The 22,812-nt window shown below is 74.0% G+C and carries 18 protein-coding genes; 5 read left to right on the top strand and 13 right to left on the bottom strand.

The window, feature by feature from the left end; genetic code table 11:
* Positions 1–70 precede the first annotated feature (70 nt).
* Genes selA through selD form a run of 3 tightly spaced genes read left to right on the top strand, consistent with a single transcriptional unit; the run spans position 71 to position 4,166 of the window.
* Entirely contained in the window at positions 71–1,405 is a 1,335-nt protein-coding gene (gene selA, locus BJ999_RS32165; RefSeq protein ID WP_179836739.1) for an L-seryl-tRNA(Sec) selenium transferase, read from the top strand.
* Complete coding sequence (gene selB, locus BJ999_RS32160; protein WP_179836738.1) at positions 1,402–3,168, top strand: selenocysteine-specific translation elongation factor; 1,767 nt, start codon at positions 1,402–1,404, stop codon at positions 3,166–3,168. Before selA ends, selB begins: the two co-directional genes overlap by 4 nt.
* Positions 3,165–4,166 carry a selenide, water dikinase SelD gene (gene selD, locus BJ999_RS32155; protein ID WP_179836737.1) on the top strand — a complete coding sequence of 334 codons (1,002 nt, stop codon included), beginning with the start codon at positions 3,165–3,167 and terminating at the stop codon, positions 4,164–4,166. Before selB ends, selD begins: the two co-directional genes overlap by 4 nt.
* Here the strand turns inward: selD and fdh are convergent.
* From fdh to BJ999_RS43795, 5 genes are all read right to left on the bottom strand, one after another.
* On the bottom strand, positions 4,163–7,414 hold the full coding sequence (gene fdh / locus BJ999_RS32150; protein WP_229810339.1) for a formate dehydrogenase: 3,252 nt from the start codon (positions 7,412–7,414) through the stop codon (positions 4,163–4,165). The genes selD and fdh overlap by 4 nt on opposite strands.
* A gap of 100 nt (positions 7,415–7,514) precedes the next feature.
* Positions 7,515–9,245, bottom strand: coding sequence for a hypothetical protein (locus BJ999_RS32140; protein ID WP_218935322.1), 1,731 nt, complete (start codon positions 9,243–9,245; stop codon positions 7,515–7,517).
* 141 nt (positions 9,246–9,386) lie between these two features.
* Positions 9,387–10,124: an SCO6745 family protein gene (locus BJ999_RS32135; RefSeq protein ID WP_179836735.1), complete on the bottom strand. Its 738-nt coding sequence runs from the start codon at positions 10,122–10,124 to the stop codon at positions 9,387–9,389.
* Between the two features lie 80 nt (positions 10,125–10,204).
* Entirely contained in the window at positions 10,205–11,548 is a 1,344-nt protein-coding gene (locus BJ999_RS32130) for a PP2C family protein-serine/threonine phosphatase (RefSeq protein WP_179836734.1), read from the bottom strand.
* A gap of 265 nt (positions 11,549–11,813) precedes the next feature.
* Complete coding sequence (locus BJ999_RS43795; RefSeq protein WP_179836733.1) at positions 11,814–12,338, bottom strand: MarR family winged helix-turn-helix transcriptional regulator; 525 nt, start codon at positions 12,336–12,338, stop codon at positions 11,814–11,816.
* A 1,129-nt stretch (positions 12,339–13,467) separates the two neighbouring features.
* Between BJ999_RS43795 and BJ999_RS32120 the strand changes: the two genes are divergently transcribed.
* The gene (locus BJ999_RS32120) at positions 13,468–13,884 is read left to right on the top strand and encodes a hypothetical protein (protein ID WP_179836732.1); all 417 of its coding nucleotides are present in this window, start codon (positions 13,468–13,470) and stop codon (positions 13,882–13,884) included.
* A 39-nt stretch (positions 13,885–13,923) separates the two neighbouring features.
* Here the strand turns inward: BJ999_RS32120 and BJ999_RS32115 are convergent, their stop codons facing one another.
* The 8 genes from BJ999_RS32115 to BJ999_RS32080 form a co-directional block, all read right to left on the bottom strand.
* A complete protein-coding gene (locus tag BJ999_RS32115) occupies positions 13,924–14,484 on the bottom strand; it encodes a TetR/AcrR family transcriptional regulator (protein ID WP_179836731.1) in 561 nt (186 codons plus the stop codon).
* 30 nt (positions 14,485–14,514) lie between these two features.
* Positions 14,515–15,678 carry an acyl-CoA dehydrogenase family protein gene (locus BJ999_RS32110; RefSeq protein WP_179836730.1) on the bottom strand — a complete coding sequence of 388 codons (1,164 nt, stop codon included), beginning with the start codon at positions 15,676–15,678 and terminating at the stop codon, positions 14,515–14,517.
* Positions 15,679–15,723: 45 nt separating this feature from the next.
* Entirely contained in the window at positions 15,724–16,959 is a 1,236-nt protein-coding gene (locus BJ999_RS32105; RefSeq protein ID WP_179836729.1) for a cytochrome P450, read from the bottom strand.
* The gene (locus BJ999_RS32100; RefSeq protein ID WP_218935321.1) at positions 16,956–17,603 is read right to left on the bottom strand and encodes a GTP-binding protein; all 648 of its coding nucleotides are present in this window, start codon (positions 17,601–17,603) and stop codon (positions 16,956–16,958) included. Before BJ999_RS32100 ends, BJ999_RS32105 begins: the two co-directional genes overlap by 4 nt.
* The gene (locus tag BJ999_RS32095; protein ID WP_179836728.1) at positions 17,584–17,946 is read right to left on the bottom strand and encodes a DUF742 domain-containing protein; all 363 of its coding nucleotides are present in this window, start codon (positions 17,944–17,946) and stop codon (positions 17,584–17,586) included. The genes BJ999_RS32100 and BJ999_RS32095 overlap by 20 nt, the downstream gene beginning before the upstream one ends.
* Positions 17,943–18,347, bottom strand: a complete 405-nt coding sequence (locus tag BJ999_RS32090; RefSeq protein WP_179836727.1) for a roadblock/LC7 domain-containing protein — start codon at positions 18,345–18,347, stop codon at positions 17,943–17,945. The genes BJ999_RS32095 and BJ999_RS32090 overlap by 4 nt, the downstream gene beginning before the upstream one ends.
* 131 nt (positions 18,348–18,478) lie before the next feature.
* Positions 18,479–20,134, bottom strand: coding sequence for a sensor histidine kinase (locus BJ999_RS32085; protein WP_229810338.1), 1,656 nt, complete (start codon positions 20,132–20,134; stop codon positions 18,479–18,481).
* Positions 20,135–20,375: 241 nt separating this feature from the next.
* Complete coding sequence (locus BJ999_RS32080) at positions 20,376–21,599, bottom strand: cytochrome P450 family protein (RefSeq protein ID WP_179836726.1); 1,224 nt, start codon at positions 21,597–21,599, stop codon at positions 20,376–20,378.
* A gap of 330 nt (positions 21,600–21,929) precedes the next feature.
* On the opposite strand from BJ999_RS32080, the gene BJ999_RS32075 reads away from it, so the two are divergent.
* Complete coding sequence (locus BJ999_RS32075; RefSeq protein WP_179838955.1) at positions 21,930–22,712, top strand: DeoR/GlpR family DNA-binding transcription regulator; 783 nt, start codon at positions 21,930–21,932, stop codon at positions 22,710–22,712.
* The last annotated feature ends 100 nt before the right edge of the window (positions 22,713–22,812 follow it).

Genomic DNA, 22,812 nt, shown 5'->3' with positions numbered 1-22,812 from the left:
GCCCCTGCCGGGGGCGGCGCTGTTTGCGTGCCATGCTGGCGGGGTAGCGCTGCATGTCGGAGGTCGCCTGATGGATCGCGGAGCCGGGCCCGCCGCGGGGGAGGACGAGCGGCGGCGGATCACCCGCACGGACGTGCTGCTCGCCGAACCCCGCCTCGCGGGTGCGGCGGGACGGCTCGGGCGCGGCGTCGTGAAGGCGGCGATCGCCGCGGCCCAGCGCCGGGCCCGCGCCGGGGAGATCGCACCGGAGGCGGTGGCCGACGCCGCCGTCGCGTCGCTGCCGCCGAGCGCCTCCGGGCTCCACCCGGTGATCAACGCGACCGGCGTCCTCCTGCACACCAACCTCGGGCGCGCGCCGCTGTCGGCGGCGGCCCGCGAGGCTGTGGCCGTGGCCTCCGGCGCCACCGACGTCGAGCTCGACCTGGAGACCGGCCGGCGCGCCGAGCGCGGGCGGTCGGCCCTCGCGGCGCTGCGGGAGCGGGTGCCCCAGGCGGAGGCCGCGCACCTGGTCAACAACGGTGCGGCGGCGCTGGTGCTGGCCGCCGCCGTGCTCGCGCCCGGCCGGGAGATCGTCATCAGCCGCGGCGAGATGGTGGAGATCGGTGACGGGTTCCGGATCCCCGAACTGCTCGCCGCCACCGGCGCCCGGCTGCGCGAGGTGGGCACGACGAACCGGACCGCGCCGGACGACTACGCGGCGGCCGTCGGCGAGGCGACCGGGTTCATCCTCAAGGTGCACCCCTCCAACTTCCGCGTGACGGGCTTCACGCGGGGCGCCGGCGTCGCGGAGCTGACCGGGCTCGGAGTGCCGGTCGTGGCCGACATCGGCTCCGGCCTGCTCGTCCCCGAGCCGCTCCTGCCCGACGAGCCCGACGCCGCGTCCATGCTCAAGGCGGGCGCGGACCTGGTCACCGCCAGCGGCGACAAGCTGCTCGGCGGGCCGCAGTGCGGGCTCCTGCTCGGGAAGGACGAGCTGGTGCGGCGCCTCGCCCGCCATCCGCTCGCGCGGGCCCTGCGGGTCGACAAGCTGACGCTCGCCGCCCTGGAGGCCACCCTCCGCGGGCCGCTCACCCCGACCGGCGAGGGGCTGCGCGCCGACGCGGCGGCCGTGCGGGAACGGGCCGAGCGTCTGGCCGCCCGGCTGCGGGACGCGGGAGTGGACGCGGTGGCCGTCGGGAGCGAGGCGGCGGTCGGCGGCGGCGGGGCGCCGGGCGTCGTCCTGCCGAGCGCGGCGGTCTCGGTGCCCGAGCCGTACGCGGCGCGCCTGCGGCGGGGGACGCCCGCCGTCATGGGGCGGGTCGAGGACGGCCGGTGCCTGCTCGACCTGCGGTCCGTGCCACCGGACCAGGACGGCGTCCTCGCCGAGGCGGTCCGCGCGCAGACCATCCGGGCGGAGGCGCGATGACGCACGTCGTCGCGACCGCCGGCCACGTCGACCACGGCAAGTCCACGCTCGTCCGCGCCCTCACCGGGATGGAGCCCGACCGGCTGGAGGAGGAGCGCCGGCGCGGCCTCACCATCGAGCTGGGCTTCGCCTGGACGACCCTGCCGGACGGCGAACGGATCGCGTTCGTGGACGTCCCCGGTCACGAGCGGCTCGTCACCACGATGCTCGCCGGGGTCGGGCCCGTCCCGGCCGTCATGTTCGTGGTGGCCGCCGACCAGGGCTGGCAGCGCCAGTCCGCGGAGCACCTGGCGGTCCTGGACGCGCTGGGCGTCCGGCACGGCCTCCTCGTCGTGACGCGGTGCGACCTCGCCGACGCGGCGGCGGCGGACCGGGTCCGCGAGGAGGCGCTCGCCCGCCTCGCGGCCACCTCGCTCGGCCGCGTCGAATCGGTCGTGGTCAGCGGCGCCACGGGCGAAGGCCTCGACGGGCTTCGCGCGGCCCTGGAACGGCTCACCGGCTCCCTGCCGGAACCCGACCGGGACGCCGACGTCCGCCTCTGGATCGACCGGGTCTTCACCGTCCGTGGCCGGGGCACGGTCGTGACCGGCACGCTCGGCGCGGGGACGATCAGCGTCGGCGACCGCCTCGCCGCCGGCGACGCCCTCCTGCGCGTGCGGGGGCTGCAGAGCCTCAAGGAGGACCACCGGGAGGTCGGCGCCGTCGCCCGCGTCGCCGTCAACCTGCACGGGGACGCGGGGGAGATCGGCCGGGGCGACGCCCTGCTCGCCCCCGGGCGCTGGCTCACCGCCGACGTCGTCGACGTCCGGCTGCGCGGCGACGCCGCGCCCGACCTGCCGCGCGAGCTGACGCTGCACGCGGGGTCGGCGGCCGTGCCTGTCCACGTCCGCCCGCTGGGGGAGGACACGGCGCGGCTGTCGCTGCGCCGCCCGCTGCCGCTGCGCGTCGGGGACGTCGCGCTGCTGCGCGACCCCGGACGGCATCGCGTCCCGGCGGGGGCGACCGTCCTGGACGTCCGTCCCGAGCCGTTCGCGCGGCGCGGCGCGGCGGCGGCGCGGGCCCGTGTGCTCGCCGCCATGAGCGGGCGCCCGGACGGCGCCGAGGAGCTCCGCCGCCGGGGCCTGATCAGCCGGTCGGACCTGGTGGCGATGGGAGTCCCCGTCCCCTTCGAGCCGGTGGCGGGGGAGTGGCTCGCCGACCCCGCCCACTGGAAGGACCTGCGCGAGCGCCTGGCGGCGGCCGTCGAGGAGCACGCCGCGGCGAACCCCGCCGACCCCGGGCTCCCGGCCGACGCCGCGCGCCGTGCCCTCGGCCTCCCCGACCGCGTCCTCGTCGACGCCCTCGCCGGGGGCCTCCGGCGGCGCGAGGGCAGGATCTACGGCCGGACGACCTCCCCCGAGCTGCCGCCGCCCGTGCGCGAGGCCGTCGAGGCCGTCCGCCGCGACCTGGCCGCGGCGCCGTTCCAGGCGCCGGACGCGAACCGGCTCGCCGAACTCGGCCTCACACCGAAGATGCTCGCGGTCGCCGCCGCGACCGGCGCGCTCCTCAGGGTGGCCGACGGCGTCGTCCTGCTGCCCGGCGACGACGCCCGCGCCGCCGAGCTGCTCGCCCGGCTCGGCGGCCCCTTCACGCTGAGTGAGGCGCGCCGCGCGCTCGGCACCTCCCGCCGCGTCGCCGTCCCGCTCCTGGAGTACCTGGACGACCGGGGCTACACGGTCCGGGTCGACGACCTCCGCCGCCGCTGCACCGGAAGGCAGGCATGACCGGACCGCCCACGAAACGGCTGACCCAGTACGCGCACGGCGGCGGCTGCGCCTGCAAGATCCCGCCCGGCGAGCTCGAGGAGGTCGTCGCCGGCCTCGGCGCCGCACCCGCCTCGCCCAACGCCGACCTGATCGTCGGCCTGGACACCGGCGACGACGCGGCCGTGGTCAGGCTCCAGGACGGCCTCGCCGCCGTCGCCACCGCCGACTTCTTCACACCCGTCGTCGACGATCCCTACGACTGGGGACGCATCGCCGCCGCCAACGCACTGTCCGACGTCTACGCGATCGGCGGCCGTCCCCTCGTGGCGGTGAACCTGCTCGCCTGGCCCCGCGGCGTCCTGCCGTTCGACCTGGCGCGGGAGGTCCTGCGCGGCGGCCTCGACGTCGCCGCCGAGGCGGGCTGCCACGTCGGCGGCGGCCACAGCGTCGACGACCCCGAGCCCAAGTACGGCATGGCCGTCACCGGGGTCGCCGACCCCGCCCGCCTCCTGCGCAACGACGCCGGCAAGCCGGGTACGCCGCTCAGCCTCACCAAGCCTCTCGGTCTCGGCGTCCTGAACAACCGGCACAAGGCGACGGGCGAGGTCTTCGCGCACGCCGTCGCGACCATGGCCGCGCTGAACCGCGACGCGTCCGCCGCCGCCCTGGACGCCGGGATCGCCTGCGCCACCGACGTGACCGGCTTCGGGCTGCTCGGCCACCTCTACAAGATGGCCCGCGCGTCCGGCGTGACCGCCGTGGTCGACGCCGCCGCCGTCCCCTACCTCGACGGCGCCCGCGCGTCCCTGCGGGACGGGTACGTCAGCGGCGGCACCCGCCGCAACCTCGACTGGGTGGCCCCGCACACCGACTTCGGCGCCGCCGGCGAGGACGAGCGGCTCCTGCTCGCCGACGCCCAGACCTCCGGCGGCCTCCTGCTCGCAGGCGAGATCCCCGGCGCCCCCGTCATCGGCGAACTGATCCCCGCGGGCGTGCACCCGATCGTCGTCCGCTAGATCTCGGTGCCGGTCCGGTCGGTCACCCCGGCGCGCTGCCGGTACTCGCGGACCATCGCTGCGGCGGCCGGGCCGCGCGGGCGCCGGCCTGGGCGGACGTCGACCGACAGGGCCTTCGCCTCCTGGATGTGCGTGTTCGGGTCCAGGGACAGGTGCAGCAGCTCGTTCGCCGCGTCGCCGCGGCTGTAGCCGTTCGGGCCCCAGTGGTAGGGCAGCCCGACCTGGTGCAGCGTGCGGCCGTCCACGGTCAGCGGCGACATCCGCTCGGTCACCAGGACCCGCGCCTCCACGACGCCGCGCGGGCTGACGATCGTCGCCCAGCCGCCGTGCTCCAGCCGCCGCTCGGCCGCCAGCTCGGGCGAGACCTCGCAGAAGAACTCCGGTTGCAGCTCCGCCAGATACGGCTGCCAGCGCGACATGCCGCCCGCCGTGTGGTGCTCGGTGAGCCGGTACGTCGTCGCCACGTACGGGTAGACCTCGGCCCCCGGGTCCGCGCCGCTCGGCGCGTACCGGTTGTCGGGATGCGGCGGCGGCAGGTGCCGGACGGGGTTGCGCTGCTGCTCGTAGAGCGGGTTCCGGAACGGCGAGTCCTGCGGCTCGTAGTGCGTCGGCAGCGGCCCGTCCGTCAGGCCGGCCGGCACGTACAGCCACGCCTTGCCGTCCGCCTGCATGATGAACGGGTCGGTGCCGGCGAGCGCGTCCGGCCCGGTCGCGTCGCTCGGCGGCCTGTAGTCCGGCGGACGGTCGGCGATGAAGTCGGGCACGTCGTGGCCCGTCCATGTGCCTTCCTCGGCGTCCCACCAGACCAGCGCCTTGCGGTCGCTCCACGGGTTGCCGTCCGGATCGGCGGACGCCCGGTTGTAGAGGATGCGGCGGTTCATCGGCCACGCCCAGCCCCACTCGGGCGCCACCCAGTTCTGGTCCTTGCCGGGCTTGCGGCGCGCGGTCTGGTTGACACCGTCGGCGTAGCAGCCGCAGTAGATCCAGCACCCGCACGAGGTGGACCCGTCGTCCTTCAGCTGCGTGTAGGACGACAGCGGGTTCCCGTCGGCGTCCCGGCCGTTGATCTCGGCGAGCACGGCCTCGGCGTCCGGCTCGGCGAGGTCGCCCCGCGTCGGGTAGTCCCACGTCAGGTCCAGGACGGGCCGGTCCATCTCGTCGGTGGACCCGGCGAGCTTCTCCCGGACGATGCGGCCGAGGTGATACATGAACCACAGGTCGCTGCGCGTGTCCCCGGCGGGCTCAACGGCCTTGTGGTGCCACTGGAGCATGCGCTGCGTGTTGGTGAAGCTGCCGTCCTTCTCGGTGTGCGCGGCGGCGGGCAGGAAGAACACCTCGGTGCCGATGTCCTCGGTGCGCATCTCGCCCGTCTCGATCTCCGGGCCGTCCTTCCACCACGTCGCCGACTCGATCAGCGAGAAGTCGCGGACGACGAGCCAGTCGAGGTTGGCCATCCCGAGCCGCTGGATCTTGGCGTTGGCCGACCCGACGGCCGGGTTCTCGCCCATCAGGAAGTAGCCCTTGCACACCCCGTCGATCTGCGCCATGCAGGTCTCGTAGGTGCTGTGCGATCCGGTCAGCCGCGGCAGGTAGTCGAAGCGGTAGTCGTTGTCGGCCGTCGCCGCGTCGCCCCAGTACGCCTTCAGCAGGCTGACCATGTAGGAGCGCATATTGCCCCAGAAGCCCTTGCTCGCCGCCTCCGCCTGGACGAACGCGTCCAGGTCCTCATTGCTGTGGGCGTGCGGCATCGGGATGTAGCCGGGGAGGAGGTTGAACAGGGTCGGGATGTCCGTCGAGCCCTGGATGGACGCGTGGCCGCGCAGCGCCAGGATGCCGCCGCCGGGACGTCCGATGTTGCCCAGCAGCCCCTGCAGGACCGACGCGGCGCGGATGTACTGGACGCCGACCGTGTGCTGCGTCCAGCCCACCGCGTAGGCGAACGCGGTCGTCCGGTCGCGGCCGGAGTTCTCCGTGACCATCTCGCAGACCTCGAGGAACCGCTCCCGGGGGACACCGCAGATCCGCTCGACCATCTCCGGCGTGTACCGCGCGTAGTGCCGCTTGAGGACCTGGAACACGCACCGCGGGTGGTTCAGCGTCGGGTCCCGCTCCGGGGCGCCCACGCCGATCGCCGGGCCGCCCGAGCCGTGCGCCTCGCCGCGCGCCGCCTCCTCGACCGGCCCGACGCGGTCCTCGTACTCCATGTCGCGCTGGCCGGAGGCCGCCTGGACCTCCATGCCCTCGTACCGCCAGCTTCGGTGGTCGTAGCTGCGCTCGTCCCTGTCCAGGCCGGAGAACACGCCGTCCAGGTCCTCGGTGTCGCGGAACTCGTCGGTGAGGATCACCGACGCGTTGGTGTAGGCCACGACGTAGTCGCGGAAGTACTTCTCGTTCCGCAGGACGTAGTTGATGATCCCGCCGAGGAACGCGATGTCACTCCCCGCGCGCAGCGGGACGTGCGCGTCGGCGAGCGCGCTCGTCCGCGTGAACCGCGGGTCCACGTGGATCAGCTTCGCCCCGCGCGCCTTCGCCTCCATCACCCACTGGAACCCGACCGGATGGCACTCGGCCATGTTCGAGCCCTGCACGACGATGCAGTCCGCGTGCTGCAGGTCCTGCTGGAAGGTGGTCGCGCCGCCGCGCCCGAACGAGGTTCCCAGACCGGGAACGGTGGAGGAGTGTCAAATGCGGGCCTGATTCTCGATCTGCACCGCGCCGAGCGCGGTGAACAGCTTCTTGATCAGGTAGTTCTCCTCGTTGTCGAGCGTGGCGCCGCCGAGGCTCGCGAAGCCCAGCGTCCGCCGCACCCGCAGGTCGTCCTGCTCCCACTGCCAGCCGTGCCGGCGCGCCTCGATCACCCGGTCGGCGATCATGTCCATCGCCGTGTCGAGGTCGAGCGCCTCCCACCCGGTGCCGTGCGGGCGCCGGTACAGCACCCGGTGCTCGCGGGCCGCCCCGGTCGTGAGCTGGAGGGACGCCGAGCCCTTCGGGCACAGCCGCCCCCGGCTGACCGGCGAGTCGGGGTCGCCCTCGATCTGGGTGACCTTGCCGTCCTCGACGTACACGTCCTGCCCGCAGCCGACCGCGCAGTAGGGGCAGACCGACTTCACGACCTTGTCGGCGGTGCTGACTCTCGGCCTGATCCGCTCGGTGCCGGCGCTCCTGGCCGCCGCGCCCCGCCCGAGGGGGTCCTCGCCGCTGAACTGGCGGTAGACGGGCCACGACTCGATCCATGTTCGAACGCCCACGTCACACCGCCCTTTCCGGCTCGGCCCGCCGCCCACCTACCCGCCGCCCGCACCGCGAAACACCGGGTGCCGCGGGGCGGGCGGCGGGTCAGGGGGAGCGTCACCCGGCGGCGAACGCGGCGAGGTTCACCGAGACCGGCTCCGGCCGTCCGCCGTTCTGGACGGCGGACGCCGTCAGGACGTCGATGTGCTGGTAGCCGGGCGCGACGACGTCGCCGGGCTGCGGGTCGCCGCCGAGACCGCCCTCCGCCTCCAGGTTGAGCGTCGGGTTCGCGGTGACGCCGTTCTCGTGGACGGCGTCGTCGGCGATCCCGGGGGCGGCGGCCAGCGCGATGTCGGTGACCATCTTCGTCGGGAAGTAGTGCTCGGTGAAGTCGAGCGGGTGCTCCGCCAGGCTGCGGGCCAGCTCGGCGAGGTCGGTGACCTCCTCGCCCGCGGACGTGAACGGGGTGCCGTCCTCGGCCTTGTGCACCGGGTCGTCCGGGGCGCCGACGCGGTCGAAGTCGCGCCAGGTGTACAGCGGGCCGTCCGGCTCGTCCGGGATCGCCTTCTTCTCCGTCCCGAGCAGCCGGGACAGGCCGCCGAGCCCGATCCCCTCCAGGTCGTTCGGCGCGGGGAACTCCTTGTCGACGATCTTCCCGCCGTCCCAGAAGCCGAGGCTGGCCTGCATGAAGGCGAGCGGCTGGGAGTTGTCGTCCAGCAGCCCGCCGAGCGCGGCGGCGTTGGTGATCCGGAAGTCCTTCACCGCCGGGGAGCCCTTGAGGAACGTCGGGTAGTCCTTGGAGAACAGGATCCGGTAGGTGGTGTCGGTGTTGAACGACGGCGGGACGTAGGTCGCGAGGTCCGAGACGCCGCCCGGGTCGAGGCGCGCGGCCAGGCCCGCGATGGCGAGCAGGTTCATCGTCTCGGTGTTGATCACGGCGGGGGCGGACAGGGCGCGCGGGACGACGCCCGTCTCCAGCCCGGCCTGGACCGCGCCCGCGCCGAACCGCAGGAGCGGGACCCAGTCCTCGGGGAAGGCGCCGCCGAACCCGGGCAGTCGCGTCGAGATCCGGGTGTCGAGCGCGAAGTAGCCCGAGCACTGCTCGTACCCGGCGTCGTCCGTGGTGGAGTGGTCGCCGTCGAAGTCCCATTCGGCGAAGAACGCCGTCAGGACGCCGCCGAGCGAATGTCCCCCGCACATCATCTTCCGCTTGCGCGCGGCCTGGTCGGGAAGCTCCCTGACCATCAGGTCGTACTGGTCGCGGACGGTCTGCTCAAGCCCGACGTTCTGGAGCCACGTCACCTGGTCGTTGGTCTGGTATCCGGCGAACTTCCGGCCGTCCACCTCTTTCTGCCGGTAGTAGTAGTCGACGGCGAGATGGGCGTCCTTCGCCCTGAGCCCCGCCTGGATCCCGGTGCCGTCCTCCAGGCAGTTGGAACGCCGGTCGAGCGCCCAGAACTCGATGTGCTTCCCGCTCCTGCCCGCGGCCGAGACCGTGTTGCGGGCGACGCTGTCGAACGCGCCCGCGCCCTCCAGGATGCCGGGCTGCGCGACCAGGATCCGGTCGGCGGCGGCCGACGAGGCGGGTCCGTCCTTGTGCCGGAACCGCAGGTAGGACAGCCAGTCGCAGGCCGCCGGATGCGGGCCGGCCGACGCCGGCAGCGGCACCCTGACCCGCACCGCCGACTCGGTGACGTCGGTGACGGGCGAGCCGGAGGCGACCGGCGTCTCGGACCGGCCGGTCTCGCGCGCGCTCACCGGCCCGGCCGTCGCGGTGACCGCCAGCAGGGACGCGGCCGAGGCGGCCAGGACCGCGAACGCGCCGAGGGGGTGGGGAGACCGTCCCATCACGTGCTCCTTCCGGGCGTGATCGGTTCACGGTCCGACAATGGACCCGCCGCTCCCCGCGCGACAGTCCCCGTGCGCGCAATCTCCGCCCGGCTCTTGTGCGCCGGCGACAAGTCCGGCCCCGGCGCCGCGCGGAACCGGTCAGCGGAGGACGGCCTCGCCGAGCGCGCCGATCCGCTCCGCGAACTCGGCGCGCTCGGACGGGGACAGCGCCCGCTCGTAGACGGCGGCGGAGAGCCGGTCGGTGATCTCCTCCGCCTCCGCGCGGCGCGGCCGGAGCGCCGCGCAGTCGGGGAGGTCGCCCTGCCAGCCGAAGAAGCGCGCGGTGTCCGGCCCGTCCTGCGTCAGGATCGCCTCCAGCGGGGAGAGCCCGACGGACGTCGTCGCGACGAGATGCAGCCCGCCGCGCAGTTCCCGCAGCACCTGCACCAGCTGCATGAGCCGGGCCCGGGCACCGTCCGGCAGCGGTTCGGCGCGCCAGCCGCAGAACAGCGGCAGCCCCGACCCACCAGCGGCGCGCGCGACGCGCTCGGCCAGCTCGCACAGGCGCGGGTCGTCCGGCAGGTGGGACTCGCCCCAGGCCGCGCATCCGAGGGTGTACCGCCGCGTCGCCTCGCGCGCCCCGGCGACCGCGACGCCCTCGTCCCACTGGGCGCGGACGAACCCCGGCTCGAACCAGCCGAGCGCCGCCGAGACGACGTCGGCGTCCGCGTCCCCGAGCACCCCGCCGCGCCCGGCGAAGTAGTACGCGAACGGATTGCCGTATCCCTGCTGCTTACCGTGCTCCGCCGTCCTGCGCGACAGCATCCACCGCGACCCGACACCGTGGATGATCCTGTCGGCGGCGCGGACGGTCTCCGCGGCGCTCAGCTCGCCCATCGACGCACTCCCGCTTCCTCGCCAGCCAAGTAACCGGAAGGTTACTGCCCGGGCGGGCCGGCCCCGCGGGCGGCTCCCGGCTAGATCGCGGACTCGCCCTGCACGGCCCTGCCGGGGTCCGGCGAGGGGCCGCCGGGCGGGTGGTGCCAGTCGAAGCACACCACGACGGCGTCGTCGGCGAGGTCGGTCCCCTCGTGGAACTCGATGAGCTCGTCGATCACGGTCAGCGGGACCTCGGCCGCGGGCTGCAGCCGGCTGCGCCGGGTGGCCTGCTCCAGCAGGAGCGTCCCGTACTCGCCGGCCGTGGCCCTGGCCGCGAAGACCCCGTCGCTGACGATGACCAGTCGGTCACCCGGTTCGAGGTCGAACCGCTGGGGTCGGTACGCGGTGTCGGGGAACATGCCGAGCGGCATCTGCTGCTCCAGTGGCACCGGCGTCACCTCGGCGCCGCGCAGCAGGAGGATGCGCGGGGATCCCGCGTCGATGACGTGCACGGTCCCGTCGGCGAGGTCGATCCGCATGACGAGGGTCTCGGTGAACTCCCGGCCGCCGTGGCGCACGTGCACCATGTCGTTCGCCAGGCTCGCCTGCTCGCCGAGGTCGGCCCCCGACCGGCGGGCGTTGCGCAGCGCGCCGACGGTCAGGGACGTCAGCAGGGCCGCGTTGATGCCGGTGCCCGAGCCGTTGGTCACGGTCAGCGCCAGATGGTCGTGCTCGACGGACCAGTCGAAGTTGTCGCCGCCGATCGAGTAGGCCGGCTCCAGATGCCCCGCGAGACTGAACGAGTCGTCCGCGTGCGCGTGGCCGGGCAGGAGCTGCCACTGCAGTTCCGCGGCGAGGGTGAGGCGGTGCCGCCGCCTGGCCCGCTCGTACCGGTCGGTCCGGTTCCAGGCGACCTTCAGGGCACTGCCGAGAAGCTCGCCGATCTCGGCCAGCTCGCCCACCTCGTCCGCGCTCCAGGGACCGGACGCACTGATCTCCAGGACGCCGATCCGCTCGCCCCGCGCACGCACCGGTATATAGGTGCCGGTCTCCCCGGACCCGTCGCCGTCCCCCTCGGGGGAGGCGAGGACACGGCCGGTGACGAACGCCCGCCCGGCCGGGGTCTGCCGGATCCCGAGCGCTTCGGCGTCCTCCTCGGCGATCGGCACATCGCCGTCAGGTACGGCCAGGGCGAGGCTGTCCGGGTGGGGCGTGGCCAGGAGCGGCGCGACCGGCATCAGGGCGCGCGAGTGGTAGTCGCAGACCAGCAGCCGGGCGGCGGAGACCACGGGGTACTCACGCGACAGCGTCGCGGCCAGCACCTCGGGCAGCGCGTACGCCGGGGCGGCGCGCAGCGCCCGCTCGACCCTGGCCGTGCGCCCCTGTCCACCTCTGGCCGGGCCTCCGTGTTCGTCCCTGGCCGGGCGGCCGTGCGTGCTCATCGCGACCCCATCTCATCACTGCCTGCCGACGCGCCGGACGCGGCCGCATCCCCGCTGCGGCCCGGTCCTGGTGCACCGGGCCGCGGGAACGGCCGTGCCCCCCTCGACCGGCCGTCCAACCGCGGGAATGCGGCTCTGTCATCGGGTCCGCCCCGTCTCGGACGCAGGACCGCAGGGGAAGACTGCCAAAGAGATTGCCATATGGCAAATACTTGATATCGAGGTGCGGAGGAAGGGGTTCGGTGCCGGGGCGCGCGGGTGCCGGTCAAGCCGTCCGGGACCCGAGCATCCCCCTCCCACCGTTCTCGCGCCGTTCGCCGGCCTGGCCGAACTCGGTGAGCGCGTCGAGCAGCCGGCCCCGGGAGGCCGGGGACATCTGCGCCAGCACGTCCCGCACCGCCGCGCGGCGGCGCCGGACCAGCTCGGCGTGCAGGCGCTCGCCCTGGTCGGTCAGCCGCAGCACGATCTCGCGCCGGTCGACGCGGGCGGTCTCCCGCACGATCAGCCCGGCCGCCTCCAGCCGGTCGCACAGCCGGCTCGTGGACGAGGGGATCGCGCCGAGCTCCTCGGCCAGCCCGCCGAGGTTCAGCCGGCCGAACCTCGCGATCACCTCGACGGCGCGCAGCTGGATCGGCGAGATGGCGGGTTCGAGGCCCTGGTCGGCGCGGTTCCAGAGCAGCGCCGTCGCGCTCAGCACGCGTTCCACGGCGACCGCGACGTCGTCCGGGACGGCGCCGGGCGCTTCGCCCGCCTGCTCTTCGCCTGACGGCCGCGGTCGTCGCTGACTCACACCCCAGCCTTTCGCACGGAGTCCCCGCCGGCGGCACCTCACCTCGGCCCCCGGTGGCCCCGCCGCGCCGCCCCCGGTCAGGCCGGACGGTACGGGCGCGGGCAGTACCACGATAGGGGTTCCCGCCGTCACGACGCACGACCGCGTCCGGGCCGGCGTGCGGCGGTGCCCGCCCCGCAGGCCCCGCCCGCGCCCGGAGCCAGGCGTGCCATAAGGCACATTCAGGGCATCCGTCCCGCATTCTCGATCCCAAGGTCGATAAATCCCGTTCCGTGCGAGTGGACTATTGCGGCCAAAGTATGTCCTTGGTGGATATGTGCGATATGGCATTTGCGCCCAGACGTTGCCGATCCACGGGGATGGGCATTCGTGGGTGAGCGGATACGGGGGCGTCCCGGGCCGGCGCGGACGACCGGTGAGGCGGGCTGTCCCGCACCTTCTGGTCCTCCTGCCCTGCCTCGGCGGGAGTGCTCTGTGCAGGGAAGACGGACAGGTCTGGGGGACGGGCGCCGCCCTGGCGCAGGCCATCGCGAACCCCGGCCGCCTGGCCACGCCCAAAGCGCGGCTGGACGATCCGGAATACGGCGACGGCGTCGAGACGTACGATCCGATGGCCATTTTGGTACCCAGGTTTCCTGGATACTCAGGCCTTGCCAGAAGCTTCGATCCGGCCTTCGTCGGCACTTCGGGCTGGACGACGCCAACTATCTCGAATTCGCCTACGACCGGCGGCGTCCGGTAGCGGTCTACTCCGCCGGGCTCGCCGGCTCGCCGGCGCGGTGGCGCCGCGCCTCGCGACCCTGCGGGAGCGGTTCGCCACCGCAGGGGTCATCCTCGTCGCGCACAGCGTGGGCGGTCTCGTGGTGGTCGACTACCTCCGCCGCCAGACGTCTCCCTCGTCCTGGCGGGCGCGCTCCACGACGGCGTCTGGCTCCGGGGCGTCGTCCTGTGCGGGCCGGCGCTCGCCCTGGCGAGCCTGCTGGTCCGCATCCGCGTCGAGTTGATCAAAGCGACGCGATGACCGGTGCGGATCCGAACCCGGCGGCCCAGGCGCGCGTACGAGGGAGTGGGCCCCAGCGGGCCCGACCACGCGACGTGAATGGACAGGGATTCGTGAAGCCTGCACGGGGTGACCGGAGTGGGTGACCGGGCGGCGAGCGCCGGGTTCCTGTCGCGGTTGCTGGAGGCGCTGGAGGACGACTGCGCGGTGTGCGGGGGGACGGGCAGCACCCCGAACGAGCAGTGGCTCGCCTGGCACCGGCGGGCCGGCGAGCTGATCGCGGTCGCCCAGGCCGCCCGCCGCGCCCACGTGCTGCGTCCCGCCCCGGGCGCCCCGCCCGTCGCCGCGCCCGAGCACGCCGCGGACGCCGAGCCCACCATCGTGACCGCCGTGGAACGCGCCATCGACGATCACATGAGGGCCCGCCCGGACGAGCCGGAAGAAGAACGCTGCGCCGCCTGCCGCGGCCTCGGCAAGGAGCTCACCCCGGCCGGGCGGCAGTTCGCCGAGGTGCTCGCGCGGCACGGCTTCGTCCGCCGGGGGTGAGGCCCGGCCAGGGAGCGAGCCGGTCAGGGAGCGAGCCGGTCAGGGAGCGAGAAGGATCTCCAGCATGCGTTCCCGCGGGTCGGGCCCGGTCCCGGGCACGAGGTAGCCGCCGGCCCACACCCGCAGCATCAGCTGCGCCCGCAGGTGCGCCTCCTCCTCGTCGAACCCCAGGTCCTCCAGGCACGCGGCGATGTGCCCGAGCAGCGCCCGGTCGGCGTGCCGCACCGCCTCCTCCGCCGCGGGCTCGTGCTGGGCCCACAGCCGCATCGCCCGGTCGATCGGCGCGACCTCGCGGCCGAGCGCCTGGATCCGGCGCAGCCGCTCGCGCGGGTCGGTGGTGCTGCCGAGCGCGAGCCGCAGCATCTCGTCGGTCCGCTCGTGCGCCCACCGGTCCAGCAGCGCCCGCATCAGCTCCGGGCGGTCCTGGAAGTGCCAGTAGAAGCTGCCCTTGGTGACGCCGAGCCGGGCCGCCAGCGCGGTGATCGCCACGCCGCGCTCGCCGGCGCGGGCCAGCTCCCCGTAGGCGGCCTCGATCCAGTCGCGCCGCGCCACCCTGGGCCGCGCCGTCTTCGCGCGGGCCGTCTTCGTGCGGGCCGTCATCCCACCCCCTTCTCCGCCCGGCGGACGCCGTCACACCAGGGTCACCGGGCCGGGGTCCAGGCCCAGCTCGATCCTGCCGTAGAGGGCGTACGCCGCGTCCGGTTCGAACACCACGTGCCCGGAGATCGTATTCACGTCCCGCTGCGCCCGCTGGAAGGGGGAGTCGGTGAACTGCGCGCTCGCCCCGGCCGCCGAGCACAGGTCGTTGACGACGCGCCGCGCGGTCCCGGCGACGTGCGCCGCCACGAGCCGGGCCCCGGCACGCCGCCGCAGGTCGCAGCTCCCCTCCGCCACGGCGCGGACGACGCCGCGCAGGGCGTCCTCCAGCAGCAGCCGGGCGGCGGCCAGGTCCGCGGTCGCCGAAGCGAGCCGGATCTGCGCACCGGTCGTCTCGCGCTGCCGCTCGCCGGAGTAGGCCATCACCCGGCCGCGCGTCCGCTCGGCGAACCGTGCCAGCACGCCTTCGGCCACGCCGAGCACGGGCGCGGCGCCGGTCAGCGCGAACACGGGCACGAGCGGCGTCCGGTAGAGCGCCCCCGAGTGGACGAAGGAACCGGGCGAGCGCCCCTCGGCCAGGTCGAGGAGCGGCACCGACCGGTGCGCCGGGACGAAGACGTCCGCCACCTCGATGTCGTTGCTGCCGGTGCCCCGCATGCCGCTGGTGCGCCAGACGTCGTGGACCGTCACGTCCGCGCGGGGCAGCAGGAACAGCCTCGGCTCGATCGCCTCACCCGCGGTGACCAGCGCCATGACCATGACGTGCCCCGCGTGCATCACCCCGCTGCCCCACGACCAGCGCCCCGTGACCCGGTGCCCGCCGTCCGCGGGAGCCGCCGTCCCGGTCGGCGCGAGGACGCACGGGATCAGCGCGTACGGCCGGTCCGCCCAGACCTCGGCCTGCGCCCGCTCGGGGAAGAGCCCGACCATCCAGTTGTGCAGCGTGTAGATGACCGACAGCCACCCCGTCGAGGCGCACCCGGCGCCCGCCTCCCGGCACGCCGCCGCCATCTCCTCGAACCCGCGCTCGGCACCGCCGAAGCGCTTCGGCACCAGCATCTCGAAGAGCCCGGCCGCGGCCAGGTCGGCGATGGTCTCGTCGGGCAGCCGCCGCGCCTCCTCGGCGCCCCGCGCGCGTTCGGCGAACACCGGCGCGAGGTCCCGCACACGGCGGACGATCTCGTCTCCATACTCCATGGTACGGAACCATACTCACAGGTATGGTCCCGTGACGAGCCCTTGTCAGTGGGGCGCCATCGCCGGGGTGAACCTGACGGGGAGGGCGGCCAGGCGGCGGACCCAGAACGACGGGAGCCAGAGGAGTTCGTCCGGTTTCACGGCGAGCTCGATGTCGGGCAGGCGGTCGAGCAGGACCTCGACCGCGGTCCTGGCGACGACCTCGGCGAGTTCCGGGGCGGGGTAGGGGCAGCCGTGGTCGCCGTGGCCGAACGACAGGTGGGCGCGGTTGCCCGCGCCGGCGCCCTGCGCGGGCGGCTGGACCTGGGGGTCGGCGTTCGCCGCGGCCCAGCCGAGGATCAGCATGTCACCCGGACGGATCTTGCGGCCGGCCAGCTCGCAGGAGCGGACGGCGAAGCGGCCGATGTTGTTCTGGGACGGCGTGTCCTCCCACAGCACCTGGTTGAGCGCCTGGGAGACGCTGCCGCGGCCGCCCTGGAGCGTCACGGCGAACTGCTCGTCCACCAGCATCAGCCGCAGCGTGTTGCCGATCCAGTGGCCGGTCGGCAGGGTCCCGGCGCTGAGCATGGGGATCAGGTCGCTGATCAGCTCGTCGACGGTGTAGCCGGCGGGGTGCTGGAGCAGGCGGGAGGTGACGTCCGCGCCGGGGTGCGCCCTGCGGGTCTCGGCCAGCCGGCGCATGGTCCCCTGGAGCCGCTGGTAGGCCGCGACGGCCTTCTCGTCGGAGCCCGCCACGTCCTGGATGTCGCGGATCATGTCCGGGACCTCGGCGTCGGGGACGCCGAAGAGCCCGACCATCACCATCGGCGGGAGCCGGTCGGCGAACCGGCTGCCGAGGTCGGCCTCGCCGTCCCCGGCGAACTCGTCGATCAGGTGGTCGGCGACGCGCTCGCTGATGCCCGCCAGCTCGGTGCGGTCGACGGCGTCCAGCGCGTCGCTGATCGCCGCGCTGCGCCGGTGGTGCTCCTCGCCCTCGGCGAGCATCACCGAGGGGTTCCAGCCGACGAACGGCAGCAGCGACCAGTTCTCGGGGACCAGGTCCCAGGCGTTCCAGCGGCGGGTGTCGCGGGCGAACAACGCGGGGTTGCCGGTGACGTGGTTGACCTCCCGGTACCCGATCACGTACCAGGCGGGGATGTCGCCTTCGAGCAGGACGGGCACGACGGGGCCGTGCTCGCGCCGCATCCGTTCGAAGAAGTCCTTCGGCCGCTGGTCGAAGTCCTCCCCGTACAGGCGGACGGCGTTCTCGTCGGCGTGGGGCCGGACGCTCTCGTCGGTCACTGCGCGGCCTCCTGGAGCGCGGCGGGGTCGTGGAGGGTGGTGAGGTGCCGGACGAGCGTGATCAGCACGCTCTTGGAGGAGTCGCGCTGCCGGGCGTCGCAGTCGACCAGGGGGACGCCCTCGGAAAGGGACAGCGCGTCGCGGACCCTTTCCAGCGAGGGCCGCGGCTCGGGGCCCTCGAAGCGGTTGACCGCCACCACGAACGGCATCTTGTGGTGCTCCAGCCGGTCGAGCGGGTAGAAGGACTCTTCCAGGCGGCGCGTGTCCACCAGGACCACCGCGCCCAGGCTGCCGGAGAACAGCTGGTCCCAGATGAACCAGAACCGCTGCTGGCCCGGGGCGCCGAACAGGTAGAGCACGCGGTGGGCGTCCAGGGAGATCCGGCCGAAGTCGAAGGCGACCGTGGTGGTCCGCTTGTCGGCGACGCGGCTCGGGTCGTCGATGCCGACGCCGGCCTTCGTCATGATCTCCTCGGTGCTCAGCGGGCGGATCTCGGAGATCGAGCCGACCATGGTGGTCTTCCCGACGCCGAACCCGCCCACGATCACGATCTTCAGCGCGTCCCGGACGCTGCGGCGCAGTGGCACGCCGCCTGCGGGCGCGGTCGCGGGGTCCGGTGCGCGGTCAGAGGGCTTTGAGTCCAACGAGCACCTCCTTCAGGGTGTCCAGGTCGGCCAGGTGGGTCGTCGCGGTGGCCGACGTCGGATGGCGGACGGTGATGTGGCCGGTGTCGCGCAGGTCGAGCAGAAGGATCTTCACCACGCTCACCGGCAGCCGCAGATGGGAGGACAGCTCGACCACCGCCACCGGCTCGTTCCGGCACAACTGCAGGATCGCGACGTGCTCGGACTGCATGCCCGGCGCCGGGTCGTTCTCCGCCACGACCAGCGTGACGAGGTCGAGGTCGGTGTCGCCGGCCCGGCTGCGGCCACCGGTCACGGTGTAGAGCCGGTCCGGACCGTCGAGATCGAGGGGGCGGGGGTTCATCTCGACGCGGGCGTGCGCGGAGCCGCGGTCAGGTAGCCGCCGATCTGCTCCACCAGCTCGTTCATGCTGTGCCCGACCAGGCCGACGTCGGCGTCATCGCGGGCCACGACGGCCAGGTGCGCGCCCTCCCCGGCCGGGATGATCAGCAGCAGCCCGCCCGGGAACTCCACCATCGACTGGCCGGCGCCGACGCCCCGGCCGAACTCGTGGGAGGCCGTCATGGACAGGCTCTGGATGCCCGAGGCGATGGCCGCGAGCTGGTCGGCCCGGTCGTCGTCCAGCCCGGGGGTGTGGCAGATCTTCAGACCGTCCCTGGACAGCACCAGGACGTGCTGGACGCCGGGGGCCCGTTCCGCGAGGGACGTCAGAAGCCAGTCGAGTCGACGCTCATCGGTGCTCATCAAGATCACGGGGCTGCGTCCGCCGCAGACGCGGGCCCCTGCCTCCTATCTGTCGATCCTGCGGTCCGGACGAGGCCGCCGGGACCGGTCGGCCGGCGGCCGTCCGCGGGACGGGCGCCGGGCCATGAGCGCTACTGATCGGGGTCTTCGGTGGACGGGTCTTCCTGGTCGGCGCCGGTCTCGGCGCCGCCGGTCGTTCGGTGGCTCCCCGATGTGGACGCGCGGAACGCGGCGAACCGCGCCCCCGGGTCGCGGGGGAGGGGAGGCGGGGCCGCCTGCGGCTCCACCTCCTCGGTGAGCGTGGCGCCGCGGCGGCGTTTGGGCAGGTACGCCGCCGGGTCGGAGGCGTCCGCGCCGGGCGCCGCCGCGGCCATGGCCGGGGCGGGCTCGCGGGCGGGCTCGCGGGTGTGGGCGCCGGTGCTCCTGGGCGCACTGCGGATGGACTCCGCCAGGGTCCCCGTGCCGGCCCCGCCGGAGGAGTGGGTGACGAGCTGGCGCGGGATCAGCACGACGACGCCGACGCCGCCGCGCGAGGACGGCCGGAAGCTGACCCGCAGGCCGTGCTTGCCCGCCAGCCGCCCGACCACCGCCAGGCCCAGCCGGGTGCCGGGCAGCGACGTCAGGTCGGCGGCCTCGGAGACCAGCCGCTCGGCGCGCTCCCGCTCGCGCTGGCGCATCCCGAGCCCGCTGTCCTCGACCGTGATGACGATCCCGGCGTCCTCCTCCTCGGCGTAGACGTGCACGGCCGAGCCGTGCGGGGAGAAGTTGGCCGCGTTGTCCATCAGCTCGGCCAGCGCGTGCATGACGCCCTCGGCGGCGAACCCGGCGATGGCGGCGGTGCTGGTCGAGTGGTACTGGACGCGCTGGTAGGACGCGATCCGCCCCATGGCGCCGCGGATGACGCTCTCCAGCCCGATGGGCCTGGTCCAGCGCCGCCCCGAGCGACCGCCGCTGAGCAGCGCGATGCTGTCGGCCAGGCGCCCCATCTGGGAGACGTGGTGGTCGAGGTCGAGCAGGTCGCCGAAGACCTCGTCCTCGCTGTAGCGGTCCTCCAGCTCACGGAGCTGGGCGAGCATGCGGGTCGTCTGCGCCTGGATCCGAGCCGCCGCGGCCGCGGAGGCCGCCATGGCGGCCGCCCGGGTGCGCTCCCCGGCGGCCACGTCGTCGGTGAGCGCGCGAAGGAGCCGGTCGAGCGCCGCGTGCGCGGGTGCCGGGAACTCGGCCAGCACGGACGCGGCCGAGGCGCGGTCGCCGCGGATCCGCTCGACCATGGCGGGCAGCGTCGAGTCGGCCAGCCGGTCGACCTCCTCCTCCAGGGCGGCCAGCTCGGTCTCGGCCCGGGACGCGTGCCGCTCGCTCGCGGCGACGCCCTCCGCCACCATGCGCACCAGGCGGCCCAGCAGGTGGTTCGGGACGGCCTGCAGCTCGGCCAGGGTCTCGTCCTGCGCGGCCCCGGCGTGCAGCCGTTCGATCAGTGCCGGGAGCGGTCCGTCGACGAGCTCCTGGAGCCTGCGCTCCAGGAGGTCGCTCTCGCCCTCGACCCGGGCCAGCCGCTCGCGGGCGCCCCGCGCGCACTCGGCGTAGTAGGCCGCGGCCCCTGCGGTGAGGCTCACCAGGAGCGCTCCCGCGCCGCCGCCCAGGGCGACGATGGCCCGCGACCCGTCGTCCACGGCCAGCAGCGCCCCGAGCCAGGCGCCGCCGGTGACGATCGCCGCGATCAGCCAGACCCAGAAGGCGCGTTCCAGCGCGGCGCGCTCGGTGCGTGCTCGATCCGCTCCTGTTGCCATCCCTCGTGTCCCTGTGAGCGTCGGTGACTGGCGCGCAGGACTTTTCGACCTGTTGCACGGCGGTCATATCGGTATAAGGCGTGACAATGATGCACCAAAACGTGCGGGCGCACAGGTGATCACAAGAAATGGCCGATCTTTCCGGTCGCGGGGCGGGTGCGCCCGCCGCGCGCGGTTTCCCGCGGCCGGGCCCGCGGCGGCCCGGTCCGGCGGCCCAGGCCGCCGGACCGGGCCGGGGGCGTCAGGGCCTGACGGGGCCGAGCGCGACCGGCAGGCTGAGCGGGCCCACCGTGAAGAACGAGGGCGAGTAGGGGATGTCGTCCGGGTCGGCGGCGAGGGCGAGGTCCGGCAGCCGCCGGTACAGCGCGGCGAGTGCCAGCCGGCCCTCCAGGCGGGCCAGCGAGGCGCCGATGCAGTACCGGGGGCCGTGGCCGAAGCCGAGGCGCCCGTTCCGCTCCCGCGTGATGTCGAAGCGGTCCGCGTCCTCGCCGTGCTCCGCCGGGTCGAGGCCGCTCGCCTGGAAGGCCACGCCGACGGCCTGTCCCCTGGGGACGCGCACCCCGGCGATGGTCACCTCTTCCGCGGTGAAGCGCCAGCTCGTCATCATCACCGAGTGGCGGTAGCGCAGGGTCTCCTCGACCACGTCGGCCCACCGGTCCTCGGCCTTGGCCAGTTCGAGCTGGTCGGGGTTCTGGGACAGCGCCACCACGGCGTGCCCGAGCAGGTGGACCGTGGTCTCGTGACCGGCGACGAGCATCAGCCACAGCACGCCGACCAGTTCGTCGGTGGTGAGCCGGTCACCCTCGTCGCGGGCCTGGACCAGGCCGGAGGTGAGGTCGTCGCCGGGTGCCCTCTGCTTGCTCTCCGCCAGTTCGTGCAGGTAGGCCTGGAGCGTGTTCTGCGTCGCGAACGCCACGTCGGGCGGGGTGGTGTGCGCGAGCAGCGTCGCGGTCCACTCGCGCATCCGGGGGCGGTCCTCGGCGGGGACGCCGAACAGCTCGCAGATCACCCACATCGGCAGCGCCTCGGTGAAGGCGGGGACCAGGTCGACGACCTCGCCCGCGGACACGACGTCGTCGAGCAGGCCCTCCACGATCTGACGGACGCGCGGCTCCAGCGCCTGCACCCGCGAGGGCGTGAACGCCTTGCCGATCAGACCGCGCAGCCGGCGGTGGTCCGCCCCGTCCTTGGTGGACAGGTGACCCCCCTCGACGATGGCGCGCAGCGGCCAGTCCTCGGGGATCGACCCGTCGTGCAGGGCGGGCCAGTGCCGCGGGTCGCGCAGAAAGGTCCGGTTGTCCCCGGCGAGGATCTCCCGGACGGCGTCGTGGGTCAGCGCCAGGTAGGCGGGGACGCCGCCGGGGAACTCCACCTCGACCACGGGGGCGATCTCCCGCAGCCGCCGGCAGGTGTCGAGCGGGTTCTCGTTCGCGGCGGGGAAGGGGGGCAGGGGGCTTGTCGTCATTCTGTCCCATTCGGAGATGAGGTAAGTGACAGATGGTCCATCCTTTCTCCTGTGATCACCTCGCGGCAAGATATTCACCAATTAGGCCGTATGTCGTTTCGTATGGTATTTGCAGTAAACAAAGACCCGGAAGGCTCCGCGTGCGCGGCGGCCGCGCCGACCGCGGCGCTGCGCCGACGGGCACGGGAGCCGCGCCCGGTGCGGCGATCCGACGGCCCGCGTCAACCCGGCTGACCAGTGTGTTAACAAACCATCCGAACGTGTTACCTTGTGTGGCGCCCGGCCTCCGCCGACAGCCCGTCGCGCGCGCCGGCCACGGGAGGTTCCGTGATGGTCGAGCAGGGCACGGGCGGACCGGAGCGACGCCGGCAGGACATCGCCGACATCGTCCTGTCCGCCGGTTCGGTCTCGGCCGCCGGGCTCGCCGAGCGGTTCGGCGTCAGCCTCATGACGATCCACCGCGACCTCGACGAACTCGAACGCCAGGGCGTCGTCCGCAAGCACCGCGGCGGGGTGACCGCGCAGCCGTCCGGAGTGTTCGAGAGCAACGTCGCCTACCGGATGAAGTCCATGCGGCCCGCCAAGGACGCCATCGCCGCCAGGGCCGTCGAGCTGGTCGAGCCGGGCATGGCGGTCATGCTGGACGACTCCACCACGGCGCTGGCGCTGGCCCGCCGGCTCGCCGGCGTCGCCCCGCTGACGGTCGTCACCAACTTCCTGCAGGCCGTCAACCTGCTGTCCGCCGAGCGCGACATCCGGCTGATGGCGCTCGGCGGCGACTACGACCCGCTGCACGACTCGTTCCTCGGGGTCTCGTGCGTGGACGCGATCGAGTCGCTCAACGTGGACCTGTGCTTCGTCTCGACCTCCGCGGTGTCCGGCGGGTTCGCCTACCACCAGGAGCAGCGCATCGTGTCGGTGAAGCGCGCCATGCTCGGCGCGGCGGCCCGCAGCGTGCTGATGATCGACCATTCCAAGCTCAGCCGGGTGGCCCTGCACCGGGTGGCGCCGCTGTCGGCGTTCGACCGCGTCATCGTCGACGACGGTGCCGCGGCCGACGCGCTGCGCGGGCTCGACGAGCACAAGGTGGCCTACGAGCTGGCGACGGCCTGACGGTCGGTTCCACCGGTCGGGGCGCCCGCGAGGCGCCACCTGATCACGCCGGTGACGGCGTCCCCTCACCGGCGGGCGCTGCCGAAAGCGACCGCATCGT

The organism is Actinomadura citrea, assembly GCF_013409045.1.
Classification (GTDB): Bacteria; Actinomycetota; Actinomycetes; order Streptosporangiales; family Streptosporangiaceae; genus Spirillospora; species Spirillospora citrea.
This window is presented reverse-complemented; position numbering and strand designations above follow the sequence as displayed.

What these genes read in the sequence shown, in the direction of transcription:
- selA (WP_179836739.1), top strand. Translation starts at nt 71, where the DNA reads ATGGATCGCGGAGCCGGGCCCGCCGCGGGGGAGGACGAGCGGCGGCGG.
- selB (WP_179836738.1), top strand. Translation starts at nt 1,402, where the DNA reads ATGACGCACGTCGTCGCGACCGCCGGCCACGTCGACCACGGCAAGTCC.
- selD (WP_179836737.1), top strand. Translation starts at nt 3,165, where the DNA reads ATGACCGGACCGCCCACGAAACGGCTGACCCAGTACGCGCACGGCGGC.
- BJ999_RS32140 (WP_218935322.1), bottom strand. Translation starts at nt 9,245, where the DNA reads ATGGGACGGTCTCCCCACCCCCTCGGCGCGTTCGCGGTCCTGGCCGCC.
- BJ999_RS32135 (WP_179836735.1), bottom strand. Translation starts at nt 10,124, where the DNA reads ATGGGCGAGCTGAGCGCCGCGGAGACCGTCCGCGCCGCCGACAGGATC.
- BJ999_RS32130 (WP_179836734.1), bottom strand. Translation starts at nt 11,548, where the DNA reads ATGAGCACGCACGGCCGCCCGGCCAGGGACGAACACGGAGGCCCGGCC.
- BJ999_RS32115 (WP_179836731.1), bottom strand. Translation starts at nt 14,484, where the DNA reads ATGACGGCCCGCACGAAGACGGCCCGCGCGAAGACGGCGCGGCCCAGG.
- BJ999_RS32110 (WP_179836730.1), bottom strand. Translation starts at nt 15,678, where the DNA reads ATGGAGTATGGAGACGAGATCGTCCGCCGTGTGCGGGACCTCGCGCCG.
- BJ999_RS32095 (WP_179836728.1), bottom strand. Translation starts at nt 17,946, where the DNA reads ATGAACCCCCGCCCCCTCGATCTCGACGGTCCGGACCGGCTCTACACC.
- BJ999_RS32090 (WP_179836727.1), bottom strand. Translation starts at nt 18,347, where the DNA reads ATGAGCACCGATGAGCGTCGACTCGACTGGCTTCTGACGTCCCTCGCG.
- BJ999_RS32085 (WP_229810338.1), bottom strand. Translation starts at nt 20,134, where the DNA reads ATGGCAACAGGAGCGGATCGAGCACGCACCGAGCGCGCCGCGCTGGAA.
- BJ999_RS32080 (WP_179836726.1), bottom strand. Translation starts at nt 21,599, where the DNA reads ATGACGACAAGCCCCCTGCCCCCCTTCCCCGCCGCGAACGAGAACCCG.
- BJ999_RS32075 (WP_179838955.1), top strand. Translation starts at nt 21,930, where the DNA reads ATGGTCGAGCAGGGCACGGGCGGACCGGAGCGACGCCGGCAGGACATC.